At 69.4% G+C, this 14,266-nt stretch carries 13 protein-coding genes and 1 pseudogene; 4 read left to right on the forward strand and 10 right to left on the reverse strand.

Annotation, left to right across the window (positions count from 1 at the left end):
• Positions 1-359: 359 nt before the first annotated feature.
• The 6 genes and pseudogenes from AB0H49_RS27785 to mftA form a co-directional block, all read right to left on the reverse strand.
• Complete coding sequence (locus tag AB0H49_RS27785) at positions 360-1,730, reverse strand: GAF domain-containing protein (RefSeq protein ID WP_354998971.1); 1,371 nt, start codon at positions 1,728-1,730, stop codon at positions 360-362.
• A 125-nt stretch (positions 1,731-1,855) separates the two neighbouring features.
• Complete coding sequence (gene mftG, locus AB0H49_RS27790; protein WP_357255665.1) at positions 1,856-3,328, reverse strand: mycofactocin system GMC family oxidoreductase MftG; 1,473 nt, start codon at positions 3,326-3,328, stop codon at positions 1,856-1,858.
• Positions 3,329-3,399: 71 nt separating this feature from the next.
• A complete protein-coding gene (gene mftF / locus AB0H49_RS27795) occupies positions 3,400-4,803 on the reverse strand; it encodes a mycofactocin biosynthesis glycosyltransferase MftF (RefSeq protein ID WP_354998969.1) in 1,404 nt (467 codons plus the stop codon).
• 230 nt (positions 4,804-5,033) lie between these two features.
• Entirely contained in the window at positions 5,034-6,260 is a 1,227-nt protein-coding gene (gene mftC / locus AB0H49_RS27800; RefSeq protein WP_357255682.1) for a mycofactocin radical SAM maturase, read from the reverse strand.
• A gap of 129 nt (positions 6,261-6,389) precedes the next feature.
• Positions 6,390-6,629: pseudogene (mftB, locus tag AB0H49_RS27805) on the reverse strand (mycofactocin biosynthesis chaperone MftB); the annotation flags it as partial.
• A gap of 13 nt (positions 6,630-6,642) precedes the next feature.
• Entirely contained in the window at positions 6,643-6,747 is a 105-nt protein-coding gene (gene mftA / locus AB0H49_RS27810; protein ID WP_067784055.1) for a mycofactocin precursor MftA, read from the reverse strand.
• Between the two features lie 271 nt (positions 6,748-7,018).
• Between mftA and mftR2 the strand changes: the two genes are divergently transcribed.
• Positions 7,019-7,657 (forward strand): mycofactocin system transcriptional regulator MftR2, encoded by a 639-nt coding sequence (gene mftR2 / locus AB0H49_RS27815; protein ID WP_245910086.1) that lies wholly within the window; start codon positions 7,019-7,021, stop codon positions 7,655-7,657.
• Positions 7,658-7,733: 76 nt separating this feature from the next.
• Complete coding sequence (locus AB0H49_RS27820) at positions 7,734-8,789, forward strand: ferredoxin--NADP reductase (protein WP_354998968.1); 1,056 nt, start codon at positions 7,734-7,736, stop codon at positions 8,787-8,789.
• Between the two features lie 165 nt (positions 8,790-8,954).
• Here the strand turns inward: AB0H49_RS27820 and AB0H49_RS27825 are convergent, their stop codons facing one another.
• From AB0H49_RS27825 to AB0H49_RS27835, 3 genes are all read right to left on the reverse strand, one after another.
• Complete coding sequence (locus tag AB0H49_RS27825; RefSeq protein ID WP_357255669.1) at positions 8,955-9,698, reverse strand: DNA alkylation repair protein; 744 nt, start codon at positions 9,696-9,698, stop codon at positions 8,955-8,957.
• Positions 9,699-9,855: 157 nt separating this feature from the next.
• A complete protein-coding gene (locus tag AB0H49_RS27830; protein ID WP_357255671.1) occupies positions 9,856-10,620 on the reverse strand; it encodes an aspartate/glutamate racemase family protein in 765 nt (254 codons plus the stop codon).
• Positions 10,621-10,662: 42 nt separating this feature from the next.
• Positions 10,663-11,859, reverse strand: coding sequence for an FAD-dependent oxidoreductase (locus tag AB0H49_RS27835; RefSeq protein ID WP_357255673.1), 1,197 nt, complete (start codon positions 11,857-11,859; stop codon positions 10,663-10,665).
• Between the two features lie 188 nt (positions 11,860-12,047).
• Here AB0H49_RS27835 and AB0H49_RS27840 point away from each other — a divergent pair, with 188 nt between their 5' ends.
• Together AB0H49_RS27840 and AB0H49_RS27845 are read left to right on the forward strand one after the other, a co-directional pair.
• Complete coding sequence (locus AB0H49_RS27840) at positions 12,048-12,419, forward strand: SPW repeat protein (protein WP_354998964.1); 372 nt, start codon at positions 12,048-12,050, stop codon at positions 12,417-12,419.
• Positions 12,420-12,492: 73 nt separating this feature from the next.
• Entirely contained in the window at positions 12,493-13,149 is a 657-nt protein-coding gene (locus tag AB0H49_RS27845) for a TetR/AcrR family transcriptional regulator (protein WP_357255684.1), read from the forward strand.
• Positions 13,150-13,155: 6 nt separating this feature from the next.
• Here AB0H49_RS27845 and AB0H49_RS27850 read toward each other — a convergent pair whose 3' ends face one another.
• Positions 13,156-13,971: an alpha/beta hydrolase gene (locus AB0H49_RS27850; RefSeq protein WP_357255675.1), complete on the reverse strand. Its 816-nt coding sequence runs from the start codon at positions 13,969-13,971 to the stop codon at positions 13,156-13,158.
• Positions 13,972-14,266 lie beyond the last annotated feature (295 nt).

A 14,266-nucleotide genomic window follows, 5' to 3' on the forward strand; every position in this document is an offset into this window, starting at 1 on the left:
GGTGCCACCGGAAGGCGATTCGGCGAGAGCGCGGACGGTGACGACGTCACCGGCGCGAGATCCAACAATGGGTGAGAAGAGATCGGCGGCCGGAGCCACCGGGCCTAACTCTTGATCGTTCCTCCAACTCCGCTACCGGGGGGTCGGTCCACGCCCCCGGTGGTGTTTCCTACATCACACGGATGTCACCGCGCATTGCGAACATTAGGCGGTCGGGAAATAAAAAGGAACAAGTTCAGCTAAAAAAATCTGGACGCTTGTCCATCTCGATCTCGGGAGACAGTTAACTCCGAGCAGATTTGTGCGCGCGACCACAAACAGGGTCGCTATGTGAGCTACCGCACTTTCGGATGTGCAGACTATGAGCCGGAACGTTGCATCCGCGTTGCATCAGCGCCGAGGCGGCGATCGAGCACCCGAATCTTGGCTTCGATCTGCGCATACAGCGGAGAATCGCGATCTACTACCGACCGGTACGCGGCCCATGCCGCGGCGTCGTCGCGACCCTCCGCACCGGCGGTCCATCGCCGCAACACCGAGGCCTCGCGCGAACCGAGAACCGCGGTGCGCAATCGGACGCGCAGTTCGTCACGAATATCGATAATTCCCGGAGCGGTGGAACGCGGCAGCACCGGACCGGCATAGAGACGTAATGCGGAATCGACATCACCGGAATCCAACGCGGCCCGCAACGCCTCCACATCGGTTGCGACATGGACGCGCAACTTGTATGGGCGCGAGCCGAACACGGTCGGGCCGACCACCGAGCGCAACCGGGACATGGCGGCGCGAATCGTCCCGTTGTCCAGATCGGTGTCGTCCAGCAGCAGCGCGAGGTGATCCGCGCCGAGTCCTTCCGGATGTTCGGCCAACAACAGCAGGATCTCGGCGTGCCGCTGCGACAACGGAACTCGATCGCCCGCGATGGTCAACTGCGGCTGCCCGAGGCCGAGGACGTCGAGCCCGAGCCCGCGCGACTCGGCGGGCGCCGCGGGTTCGGGTCGGTCCCGCCCAGGCCCGCCGTGCCGTCCCGAGCGCATCGCACTGAGCACGAGGTCCATCTCCGCGGCGGTGGCGGTCGCCTTCACCAGCGCGAGAATCTCCGGCTTCGCCACCCGCACACCACCAGCTATCACCAGGACGCCCACGAGCCTGCCGTCCGGATCGTGCACGGGCGCTGCGGCGCCGGTGATCTGGTGCATGCGGTGCAGGAAATGCTCGGGCCCGTGGATCCAGGCGGCACGGCCGGTGCGGACCACCAAGCCGACGGCATTGGTGCCGACCCGGCGTTCGCTGAGATCGTCGCCCGCCCGCAAACCGATTTCGGCCGCGGCGGTGATTTGTTCGGGTTTGCCGTGCACCCATAGGACCCGGCCGAATTGGTCGGCGATCAAAACGATCAAGCCCGTGCGGGCCGCGTCCTCGACGAGCAATTTGTCGATGAGCGGCATCAGGCCAGCCATCGGATGGGCGTCGCGGTAGCGTCGCAGATCGGCGCCGCGCAGGCCGCGCTCGCTGAGTACGTCCATCGGATCGACGCCGCTACGCAGGCTGCGCAGCCAGGATTCCAGCACGAGCGGACGCAGCAGACCGGCTAGCTGCGACAGCTGTTCGCCACCCGCGCTAAGATATCCGTGTGCTTGTGCGGCATAGGCTTCCAAAGCGCCGAGTTGCGTGCCGGGTTCGACGCCGTGCCGTGGGGACCGCCCACCTGCAAGATTGCTGACCATTTGCCTTTCTTTCCGACCCAAACTGTACCGGCGCGTATTCAGGGGCAAGGGCGGTTATTCCGCTTTGTCCGCCAGCTCACACCCGGGGCGGACCTCCTCATTTTGTGACCCAGTCGTCTTTCACTTCACGATGTGAGCCAGCCCGCAGCATGTTCGGCGAGCATCACCGCCGTGGCCTGCGGCCCTCGGCTCAGCGGCACCGGAACCACGGACAGATCCACCACGGACAGTCCGCCCACCCCGCGCACCGCGTACCGCGCGTCGACCACCGCTTGCTCGTCCCGCTCGGCGCCCATCCGGCAGGTGCCCGAGAGATGTTGCGAGGTGGAAAGATTCGCGCGAAGCCAGACGTCGTCGCCGCCCTCCGGCGGCGGGTGAGACGGGTACGCACCCGGTATTCGTCGCAGCACATCGACAGCCAGTGCGACGGCCTCCCGCAATCGCGCGCGATCGGCGGCGCCCGCGAGGTAGCGGTGCTCGATTCCGAGCGGGACGAGCGGATCGGGGCCGCGCAACCGCAACACCCCCGCGGACTCGGGACGCATCAACGCGACGCCCATGCGGTGCCGGTCCCCGGCGAACGGGACTGTGTAAGGCCGGATTTCGATGTCGTCGAGACTCAGCACGTACTCCAGCGGCACCGTGGCGGGCGTCGGAGCGTCGAGCTGGTATTCGAGACCGATCTCGGGATGGTCGTCGAACCGCACGCCGACGGGCGACGGCGCCACGACCGGTATGCCGAGCGCCTGGAGCTGATCCGGCGGCCCCACCCCGGACCGCAGCAGCAATGCCGCCGACTCCACCGCGCCCGCGCACAGCACGATCCGATCGGCCGTCATCGTGCCGGTGGTCTCGCCGTGCTCGTAGTCGACGCCGACCGCCCTGGTACCGCGGAAAAGGATGCGCGAGACCACGACTCCGCCACGCACGGTCAGATTGGGTCGGCCGAGCGCGGGTAGCAGATAGGCGGACGCGGTGCCTACCCGCGCACCACCGTCGACATTGCACGGCACCGGGCCGACGCCTTCGGCGGGACCTGTCCCCGGCAATGCGTTCAGATCGGGCACCTCGGCGAAGCCCGCGGCGCGCGCGGCCGTGGCGAACGCGCGGCTCACCGGCGTCGGAACGGCAATGCGGCGCACCGGGATCGGGCCGCCGCGACCGTGGCCGGGCCGGTCGCCGTAGTCGCGGTCGTCCTCGAGCTTGCGATAGGCGGGCAGCACGGACTCGAAGGACCATTCCGCGGCCCCGCCGAGCGCCGCGCTCCACGCCGCGAAATCGGCCGCGGGCGCACGCACGAAGTAGCTGCCGTTGATCGTGCTCGAGCCGCCGAGCACCCGCCCGCGCACCAGGTTCCCCTCGACGGCGCGATCGTCGTCCGAGCTCGCCGCCAGTGTCGCGGGATATCGCCACAGCCACCGCGACTCGGGCCCGATCGGCAAGCGCGTGGCATCGCGCAGCGGCGCGGGCATTTCGGCCACGGCCGACCACACCGGGCCCGCCTCCAGCAGGCGCACGGTGTGGTCCGGCTGTTCGCTCAGCCTTGCGGCGAGCACGCAGCCCGCGGTGCCGCCACCGACGATCAGGGTGTCGACCATAGGAACCAGCTCATCCGACGGGCGGGCCGTCGGCCCGGCAAGAAACGATCAGCGCGGCGGCGCGGTGGATTTCACCGCGACGGCGCCGTGGGTTTGAGCGCCTCGACGCTGCGCGCCCGGTAGGCGCCGAGCCAGAGCCCGGTGCCGTAGGCGATGTCGTCCAGACGCTTGTAGGCCAGGTAGCGGAACGGGTCGAGCCCGCCCGCGTCGCGATGGGTGAACCAGTCGGCGAGGCCGTCGGCCACCGCCATGGTCACCGCGATCCGCCGGACGCGCCGCGAGACCAGCATCGCGAGCACGGTCACCGGCCAGTAGTGCCTGCACATCGCCGACGCCAGCCGCCACAGCCCGGCGAAGAACCCGCGGGCGAGGTAGATGGCCGCGATGCGCGTCGGGTTGTCCAGCGCGGTGAACACCCTGCGCAGCCGCGCGAGCGCGGTGGCGAGGGTGACGATGCCGCCCAGCAGGCCCCATTTCGACATCGTCCCGAACAGCACGGCGGCGAGCACCGTCCAGGACGGCACCGACAGCGGCGAGACCATGCCGTCGCCGTGCCGCGCGCCGAGCGGCGCCGCACCGGTGCCGTAGAACAGCTTTCGCCCGAACCAGGACGGGAACGAGACGCGGTGATCGTGCGCCACGTGCGCGGCGGGCTCGTAGCGCAGCCGCCAGCCCGCCCGCTCCAGCCGCCAGCACAGGTCCACGTCCTCGGCGACCCGCATGGTCTCGTCGAAGCCGCCCTCGGCGAGCAGCGCCTGCCGCCGCACCAGCAGCGCGGCGCTCGGCACGTACGAGACCAGGCCGCGCGAGCGCACGGCGGCTTCCCGTCTGCCCAGGTCCAGCGAGGAGCGGGTGTGCTCGTAGCGGGCCAGCGCGTTGGACTCCGGATCCAGCGCCACGATGCGCGGCGCGACGAGGGCGACCTCGGGATCGCTGAAGTGCCCGAGCATCACCTCGAGCCAGCCACTGCGCGGCACCACGTCGGAGTCGAGGAAGGCGACGAATTCGCTTGTCGCCGCCCGCAGCCCGGCGTTGCGGGCCGCCGAGGGGCCCTGCCGCCGGTCGTGGCGCAGCACGGTGACCCGGCAACGGGTGCCCCGGGACTCGGGGATCCGCACCGGTTGGTCGGATCCGTCGTCCACGACGATCACGTTGTGGCCGCGCAGCGTCGTCAACAGCCGGGCGAGGCCGTCGGCGTTGTTGTGCAGCGGCACGATGACGGTCACGTCGTCGGGCGAAGGCAGCAGTCTCGGCCGCGGGTTGGCGACTCCGGAATCGAGCAGCCGTCTGGCAACAACCGCCGACTTGGGGTCGGTGACCTCGAGGTACCCGTCGCCGATCATCTCGGCGGCCTCCGGGGCAAGTCGTAGCAACCTGGCGGGTGAGCCCCCGATCAGGATGCGTCCTCCGGAGTATGCGCGTACCCGTGGATCGATCCGTACCCCGAAGCCGTCGGGCAGTCGATCATGGCGCATTCCTGGCATGCTAGGCGGAGATTCGCGCGCGGGCATCATCGGTCCCGAAAAAAAGATCGAATTCCGCGCGAATAGGCCCGTGACCGTGCGCCCGTCGCGCCGCGGCGTGTTGCGGTGGAGTTGCGGACAACTCGGTCGCACAGTGCAGCAATTCGTTGGCTATTCATCGACGGACCTTCGATCCGCTGCGCTCGCCGGCTGGCAGCGCACGGCTGGCAACCGGCGGGCGATCATGCCAGGGGACTCTCGTCGCAGGCGCGCGACGGACGCCGGGCCGAGAGGGTGAGTGGGATCGGCCCCGCCTTGCGTGCCGCGCCGCCTCGGCGTGGCGCCGCCCGGCGCGAGTGGTCCACCGTGGAGCGGGGAATGGTCCGTCCGGTGTCGGCGAGCGCGGCCTCGCCGTAGCCCTGCACGCACTCCGGGTCGGGTCCGTCGGCGGGCAGTCCGGTGAAGAACTTCGCCGCCATGCAGCCACCACGGCAGGCGTCGTAGTGCGCGCATCCCGAGCAGGCGCCGCCGCCGCTGGGCGCGCGCAGCTCGGAGAACAGCTCCGAGGTCTGCCAGACGTTGCGGAAACCGCCGTCGGACACCACGTTTCCGGCAAGGAAGCGGTCGTGGATGGCGAACGGGCAGGCGTACACGTCGCCCAGCGGGTCGACGAGGCAGACCACACGACCCGCGCCACACATGTTCAGGCCGGGCAGCGCCTGCCCGAAGGCCGAGAGGTGGAAGAACGAGTCGCCGGTCAGCACACCCTCGCCGTTGCGCAACAGCCAGTCGTAGAGCACCCGCTGCTGGTCCGGGGTGGGGTGCAGCTCGTCCCACACGTCGGCGCCGCGCCCGGAGGGCCGCAGCCGAGTGAGACGCAAAGTGGCGCCGTACTTTTCGGCGATAGCACGGAACTCGTCCAGCTGGCCGATGTTGTGCCTGGTCGCCACGACGGAGAGCTTCGCGTCACGGAAACCGGCGGCCGACAGGTTCTCCAGCGCCCGGATCGCCATGTCGTAGGAGCCGGGTCCGCGCACCGCGTCGTTGACCGCCGCGTCCGCGCCGTCCAGCGATATCTGCACGTCCACATAGTCGCTCGCGGCCTGTCGGGCCGCGACCTCCGGCGTGATGCGAACGCCGTTGGTGGAGAACTTGACTCCCACGTGGTGCGCGGTCGCGTAATCGACAAGCTCCCAGAAGTCCGGGCGCACAGTGGGTTCGCCGCCACCGATGTTCACGTAGAACACCTGCATGCGCTCGAACTCGTCGATCAGCGCCTTGCACTGTTCTGTGCTCAGCTCGCGCGGATCGCGCCGACCCGACGACGAAAGACAATGCACGCAAGACAGATTGCAGGCGTAGGTGAGCTCCCAGGTGAGGCAGATCGGCGCGGCGAGGCCGCTCTCGAAACGATCGACCAGCCGGACCGCCCGATCGGCTTGCGGCGCAGCGGTTGTGGCGGTGGACACGCTGCCGATGGGCGCAGCGCCGTCCGACCGCGGGACCACCCCCGCATCCGGCCGGACGGCCTGCGCCAGCGCGGGCTTGGCTCCCGCGGCGCCGGCCGAAAGCACCGGCGCGCCGATGATCATGTCACCTTCGGCCAGTTGCGCGAGCGCCCGCACGTACGGCGCGGCGCCTTCGTCGGCGACACCGGCGGCGCGCAGGGCCGAACGCGCCGAAGCGTGCTCCGGCAGCGACCGCACGATCTCGACGACGCGCGGACTCTTCAGGAACGAGAGCTTGCGCGTGCCGAAGTGGTAGAGCAGCGCACCGAAGGGCTCGGGCCGCAGCGCCACCCTCGGATGCAGTTGCCATCGGGCATCGAGATCGAGCATCCCGGTCGCCCCGTCAGTAGACGCCGCACATGCCGTCGATGGATACCTCTTCGATGAGGCTCTCCTCGACGAGCTCCGCTTCGTCGGTGTCGCTCGGTGCGATGAACTGATGCGGCATGAGAACCTCCGAGTTGACGACGGACCGCGACCACCTGTGTAGTCCCTGTCACACCATAGCGACAAGCCCCGCAAAAGTGAAACACGTTCCAATCGATGGGACCCGCTCTTCCGCCGTCGCGCGGCGCCGCCGCGGCAGCACGCCGCCACCTCGGGTCGCACAGGCACCGCCCGCACCGCCACCGGCCGACAACGCGGCACTCTAGACTTCGGGTGTAGCGCAGCTGAACAGAACGTGACGGGCGGCACATGCCCGCGGCAGTAGAGGTGGCATGGGAGTCGGTCGAATGCAGGCGAGCGGGGGCGGAAACACACTGTCGGAGTCCGAGATCGTGGAGGCCGCGCTGCGCGTGGTTCGCGCGGATGGCGTGGAAAAGCTGTCGATGCGGCGACTTTCCCGCGAACTCGGCGTCTCCCCCATGGCGCCGTACTACTACGTGGCCGACAAGCGCGAGCTGCTCGACCTCGTCGCCAGCGCCGCGCTCACCGGCGTGCGCAAGCCACCGCCGGAATCCGGGCCCTGGCAGCAGCGCCTGCGCGAACTCATCGATCAGATCGATGAGAAACTGCGCAAGCACCCCGGGCTCGGCGATGTGCTCATCGAGCAGATGCTGGGCAAACAGCTCGACCTGATCGCCGCCATCATGGAGATCCTGTTCGAGGCGGGGTTCTCCGACCGCAACGTGCTCGCCGCCTACGCGACGATCCACACCTACCTGTTCGGCCGCAGCCGGGTGAATCCCCGCGACCGGGCCCCGCTGTCGGAAGTCGCGCTGCCCGAGTCGGTGGAGCGGGCCACGAAGTACATATCCGACCTGCGCGGCAAGTACGCCTACGACTTCGGCATGGAGGTGCTGATCGCCGGTCTCGAGGCCCAGCTTGTCCACCAGCCGGACCGCGACGTACGATGAAACTGAAACACGTTCTAGTTTTGTCGGCGGCTGCTGGACCCGCGGTCGCCGACGGTGCCGGATTCGAGAGGACGTCATGACAACCGTCGAAGTTCCCCACGGCTCGCGCTCGGTCGTGCTGCGGGTTGCCGCGGTCATCGCCGAGACGGCCGACACCAACTCGCTGGTCTTCGACGTCCCCGACGAGCTGCGCGAGAAGTTCGAGTACAAGCCCGGACAGTTCCTCACGCTGCGCATCCCCAGCGACCTGACCGGCTCGGTGGCCCGCTGCTACTCGCTGGCCAGCTCGCCGCACACCGACGACCAGCCCAAGGTCACCGTGAAGCGCACCGAGGGCGGCTACGGCTCGAACTGGGTGTGCGACAACGTGAAAGCGGGCGATCAGCTCGAGGTGCTGCCGCCCTCCGGCGTCTTCACACCGAAGAACCTCGACGAGGACCTGCTGCTGTTCGGGGCGGGCAGCGGCATCACGCCGGTGATGTCCATCCTGAAGTCCGCGCTGGCCCGCGGCACCGGCAAGATCGTGCTCGTCTACGCCAACCGCGACGCGGAAACCGTGATCTTCGCCCGCGAACTGCGCGAACTCGTCGACAAGCATCCGCAGCGGCTCTCCGTGATCCACTGGCTGGAGCCGCTGCTCGGCCTGCCGACCGCCGACACGGTCGCCACCCTCGTCGCGCCCTACACCGGCTACGAGGCGTTCATGTGCGGGCCGAAGCCGTTCATGGACCTGGTGCACGACGCGCTCGGCCGGCTCGGCGTTCCACGGTCGCGTACGCACGCCGAGGTGTTCAATTCCCTTGCCGGTGACCCGTTCGCCGACCAGGCGCCGGTCGAGGTGAGCGACGAGGAGGCCGCCGACGCGGCGACCGTCGAGGTGGAACTCGACGGCGAGGTGCACGAGCTGAGCTGGCCGCGCAAGCAGACGCTGGTCGACATCATGCTCGCCAAGGGTCTCGACGTGCCCTACTCCTGCCAGGAGGGCGAATGCGGGTCCTGCGCCTGCACGGTGCTGGAGGGCAAGGTCGAGATGGAGAACGCCGAGATCCTCGATCCCGAGGACATCGAGAACGGGTACATCCTCGGCTGCCAGGCGCGGCCGGTCACGGATCGGTTGCGCATCCAGTTCTGAGGGGCGCTCGACCGCGCAGGTTCAGCCTGTGCCTCAATACGCCGACCGCGCATCGCGGCATCCTGCCTGCGCTCAGCGCGCCGCACGGGGGTGGGCGTTCGGAGCTGGCGCCGAGGCCGCCCGTGGCGTGGGGCCAGTCGTCGGACGCCGCGCCGATCGGCGCCCTCACCGCGCCGCGCGGTAGGCGGCTCGATCGGCGGCCCCGAGATGTTCGGTGGCGTAGCCGAGCGCGGTGCGGCCCATCCGGGGCGCGTGCTCGTCCAGGAAGCCGGTCAGCAGCGCCCGGTCGATGCGCTTGCCGACCTCGCGCAGCATCCAGCCGACCGCCTTCTGGATGAGGTCGCGGCGGTCGGTGAGGAGTCGTTCGCAGAGCTCGAAGGTCGTGCTCGCATCGCCCGCCTTGATGAAGGCGAAGGTGGTCAGCAGGGCAACGCGGCGCTCCCACAGCGAATCCGCGGCAGCCAGCTCGAAGAGCAGATCCCGTGGCCGGTCCAGCAACCACGGGCCGAGGACGTTCTCGGCGGACACGTCGACGAGGTCCCAGTTGTTCACCCGGCCGCGCCGCACGGCGTCCAGGTACAGCCGCACCATCTTCTCCTGCCCCGCCACGTCGAGCGTGCGCGGCTTGGCCGCCTTGGCGAAGCGGGCGTTCAGTATGACGAGACCGGCCAAGCGCTCCTCGTGCACGGCGCTGTCGAGCAGGTCGTCGATCTCGCTGAGTTCCAGTGCGGCAAAGCGTTTGGCGACCGCGCGGGTCATGGGGACGCGCACACCGACGAACACGTCACCCTCGCCGTACTCGCCGGGACCGGTCTTGAAGAAGCGCTGGAGATGGATCGCGTCGGCTGGATCGGCGACCTCCGCGAGCGCCTGCCGAACATCCGCCGCGGTCGGCACTGTTTCGATCATCGACGGCTCCCGTCCCTCGGCGCGGCGCGGGATCCGTCCCGCACGCGATCATTCAACACCGCCGAGGGAACGAAGCAGGAAAGCCGGATCGAACCCGCGCGTTCAAATCGGACACGCGCGTTCAATCAGACCCGCGCGTTCAATCAGACCCGCGCGTTCAATCAGACACAGCGCCGAGGATGCGCCCCGATTCGAAGGCCGCGGCGCTCGCGGGCAGCGTGCCGGGCCGTCCGCTGTTCAGTACCCGAACCACTCCGTTGCCGGTGGTCGGCCTGCCGAGCGCGTCCATCCGCCGAATGGTCTGCGCGGCAACGGCTTGCGCGCTGTCGAACAGGCGGACGCCGACCGGCAGCGCCGCCACGATGGCGTCGATGACCAGCGGGTAGTGCGTGCAGCCGAGGACGACGCCCTCGACGTCGCCGGGCGTCTGCTCGGCGGCGCGGGCGATGGAATCGCGGGCAGCTACCAGATCGCCACGGTCGATGGCGTCGGCGAGGCCGTGACAGGCGACGCCGACCACCTTGGCCTCGCCGCCGAACTCCGCGATGAGGTCGGCCTGGTACTTGCTCGCGGTGGTCGCCGCGGTGGCCCATACCGCGACCGAGCGGCAGGCCGCGGCCGCGGGCTTGATGGCGGGCACGGTGCCGATCACCGGGACGCCCGGGCCGACGTCGGCGCGCACGTGTTCCAACGCGGTGACGCTGGCCGTATTGCACGGCAGCACGATCACTTCGGCGCCGGACTCGACCGACCTGCGGGCCGCGCCGACCACGCGATCGACGGTCCACCGCTCCGGCTTCGGGCCCCAGGGAGCGCCGTCCGGGTCGAGTTGCAGCAGCAGGTCCACGTCCGGCCGTAGCTTGCGCAGCCAAGCGGCCGTGGGCAGCAAACCCAGCCCCGAGTCGATGAGCGCGACGATCACATCGATTACCGTATTACAGGCGAACCCGCCGGCCGAACCGTCTCAGGTGGACGCGAGCAGGTCGGCGACCGGCGCCGCCGCGGCGATCTTCGCTCGGGCCTTCATCACCTGGCCCGTCATCCCCGCCCCGACGACGCCGGTGAGGACGCCGTTCCTGGCGTAGTAGGCGAGGAACTTGCGGCCGTCGTCGGTGACAACCGTGACCTCGTCGGCGGCACTCGGGGTGCCGAGGGCCTGGATCTTCACGTCGTACTGGTCGCTCCAGAAGTACGGGACCCGCGCCGCGGTGGGCGGCTCCGCGCCGAGCAACGCGCAGGCCAGCAGCTTGGCTTGTTCGCCCGCGTTGGTCCAGTGCTCGACCCGCTTGCGTTGACCGGTCTCATGCCGCCACGCGGCGACATCGCCCACGGCCCACACCCGGTCCGCGGAGGTCCGGCCGACCTCGTCGGCGAGCACGCCGCCACCGTCGGCGGGTTCGGCGAGCGCGATCCCGGAATCGGTCAGCCATTCGGTCACCGGGCGCGAGCCGACGCCGATCACGACCAAGTCCGCGAGCAGCTCGGTACCGTCGGACAACAACGCGCCCCGCACCCGGCCCGCGTCGTCGGCGAGGAAGGTGTCCAGTCCGGTGTGGCAGCGCAGGTCGACGCCCTCGGCGCGGTGCATGCGCGCGACCAGCTCGCCGACCTGCTCGCCGAGCACGGAGGCCAGCGGCGTCGGCTGCGGTTCGATCAGCGTCACCTCGACACCCGCCGCGCGGAAGCTGGCCGCGAGCTCGCAGCCGATGAAGCCCGCACCGACCACGAGAGCCCTTGTGGCGCCGCGCAATTCGTCGCGCAGCGCGGCCGCGTCCGTGTGCCCGCGCAGCACGTGCACACCGGTCAGCTCGGGCAGGCCGGGCAGACGGCGCGGACGCAGGCCCGTCGCGATGACGAGCTGGTCGTAGTCGACGACGCTGCCGTCGGCCAGGGTGATCCGCCGCGCCGCGGTGTCCAGGGCGGTCGCCGCGGTGTTCAGGCGCAGCTCGATCCGCTTCTCCTCGAAGAATTCCGCGGGGCGCAGGGTCGTGTCGTCGGTCTCGCCGCGGACGAATTGCTTGGACAGCGGTGGGCGGTCGTAGGGCAACCGCGCCTCGTCGCCGATCAGGACCAGTTCGCCGGTGTATCCGGCGCGGCGCAGTTCCTCGGCGGTGCGCAGCCCGGCGAGTCCGGCCCCCACGATCACGATCGGCGCGGTCATGCGGCAATCCCTTCATCCGTCGGCACGATCCTCACCCTAGCGTCTGCTTGGTCAAGTTCGGATGTGTCGGCGGTCACTCTCGATGGGTCGGCTATCGCCACGCAATCGTGTCCGTACCGATATTGATCGGTCGGTCAATCAGGACTATACCGAGGTCAGAGCACAATTCGAGCCCTAGGAGGCACACCATGTTCACCGAGAGTCGCGCGCAGGACCTGCTTGCCGTCATACTCGGCGCCTTCACCGCCCTGTCCCCCATCTGGGTGGACACGAACGACCGGGCAATGTGGACGATGATCGTCCTCGGCGTCTTGATCGCCCTCACCGGCCTGGCCCAGATGGCCCGACCGGCCATGGCGATGGCCGACTACGCCATGGCGCTGTTCGGTGCGCTGCTGTTCATCGCGCCCTGGGCGATGGACTACACCGAGTTCCGCGGTGCATCCTGGACCTCGTGGATCGTCGGCGTGGTCACCGTAGTCGTCGCGGTCGCGGCGCTGCCCGCGGTCACGGCGCGCATGCACCGGACGACCAGCGGAGGAATGGCTCCGCACCTCTGATGCGTGACGTGCTAATCCCCCATCGCGCAACGGTCTTCGGCCGGACGGCAACGAGGACGCAGCACTGATGCAGATGCCCAAACCCGGTCGCCACCTGGTCCGGCGATCGGTGGATCCCACCCGGACCGGGCGCCGCCGCAGCGCCAAGATCGACGGCGACGCCCGGCAGCTCATCCTGGACGCCGCCGAAAGCCTCTTCGCGGCACAGGGTTTCGACGCCACCGCGACGGCGGCCATCGCCGCGGGAGCCGGCGTGCCCAAAGGCCTTGTCTTCTACTACTTCCCCACCAAGGACTCGATCCTGTCCGCGCTCATGGCCGAGCGCATGCCCACGCAGCCGATCGACGACATCGGCGCCGTCGTCGCACCCGGCGACCCGGCCACCAGCCTGGTCAACCTCGACGCCGCGCTGAACCTGCGCGACCACCATTCCTCGGTGCTGCGGGTGATCATGTGGCGCGAGGCCGACACCCATCCCGACGTGCGCCGCCAACTCCGCCACCTGCGCGACCAACTCCTCGACGTGACCGCCCGCGTCCTCCAGGCCAGCGCGCCCGCCCCGGTCCGCCCCGGCACCTTGCGCGCCTGCGCCGCCGCCTGGGTCTCGGCCATGTTCGCCATCGCCAGCACCGACCGCCTGCACGCCCTCGACGGCATCCCCCTCCCCACCACCGACGAAATCCTCAACGTCGCCCAGGTCGTCGCCGCCGGAATGACCCAACTCGGCTGAATGGCGTCAATCCTCGTATTCCGTGAGGAATTCGACCACGTCGGGGGCGAAGCGGGGGTGTTTGACGGTGCCCATGTGGGAGGCGCCGGGGTAGATGTGGAGGCGGGAGTCGGGGATGCCGTCGGCGGTGCGGCGGAAGGTGGCGGTGGAGTAGAACTCGTCGCGTTCGCCGCCGATGACGAGGGTGGGCGCGGTGATCTCGCCGAGGCGGTCCGAGAGGTCGAAGGCGTCCTCGGCGCGGACGAAGGCGAGGGTGTCGGACGGGTTCGCCGGACGCACGAACGGATCGAGCAGCCACATGGCGCCCTTGGTGAGGCGGTCGGTGAAGGTGGTGGGTGACGGCATCATGTGGTGCAGCGCCCTGCGACCCTCGGCCGCCGCTTCGGCGTAGTTCAGCTGCGAGGTGCGCACCGCGTCCTCCAGGCGATAGCCCGAAGCGCCGATGACGAGCCTCCGGACGACATCGGGATGGTCGGCGGCCAGCTGCAACGCGAGCGATCCACCGGAGGAGATGCCGAGAATGTCCACCGGCGTGGCGAATTCGGCGCGCAGCGCCTCGGCGTGCTGGGCGGCGATCTCGGCCATCGTGGTGCCCTCCGCCATATCGGGCGCCCTGTTCACCGCGTACACGCGAAAGTGCCTGGCCAGTGGCGCGAGGGTCTTGATCTCGGACTCGCGCATCCATCCGGTGGGATTGGCGTGGTTCGGAGTGAACCACCGCAGGAACACCAGCGGACGGCCGGAACCCAAAGCGAGATAGGGCATTCCGTGCTGGAGCGCACCCTCGACGATATCGAGATCGGTGTGTGCGGACCTGCTCATGCTTCCCTCCGGTGGCGACGACGGCTCGACATGTCGACCGTATCGGCAGGCCCCGACAGATCCGCGCAGGTGTGGCTTCGCGTCGCCGCGCTCCGAGCGTCAGGACGACCGCACCACGCAGCCGCCGAGTCGGAGCAGTCCGGCGGCGGCGAGGACGCGGGTAGGCCGTTCGTTGCGACGGGACACGCGAACGGCGCCGTTCCGTACGGAACGGCGCCGTCCACCCGGGCCCAGCCCCCCAAGATAGGGGGATAGGAAGATCACACCTAAGAACAACACTGAAGCCAATAAAAAT

Origin of the sequence: Nocardia sp. NPDC050713, from assembly GCF_040654315.1 — a bacterium.
Taxonomy (GTDB): Bacteria; Actinomycetota; Actinomycetes; order Mycobacteriales; family Mycobacteriaceae; genus Nocardia.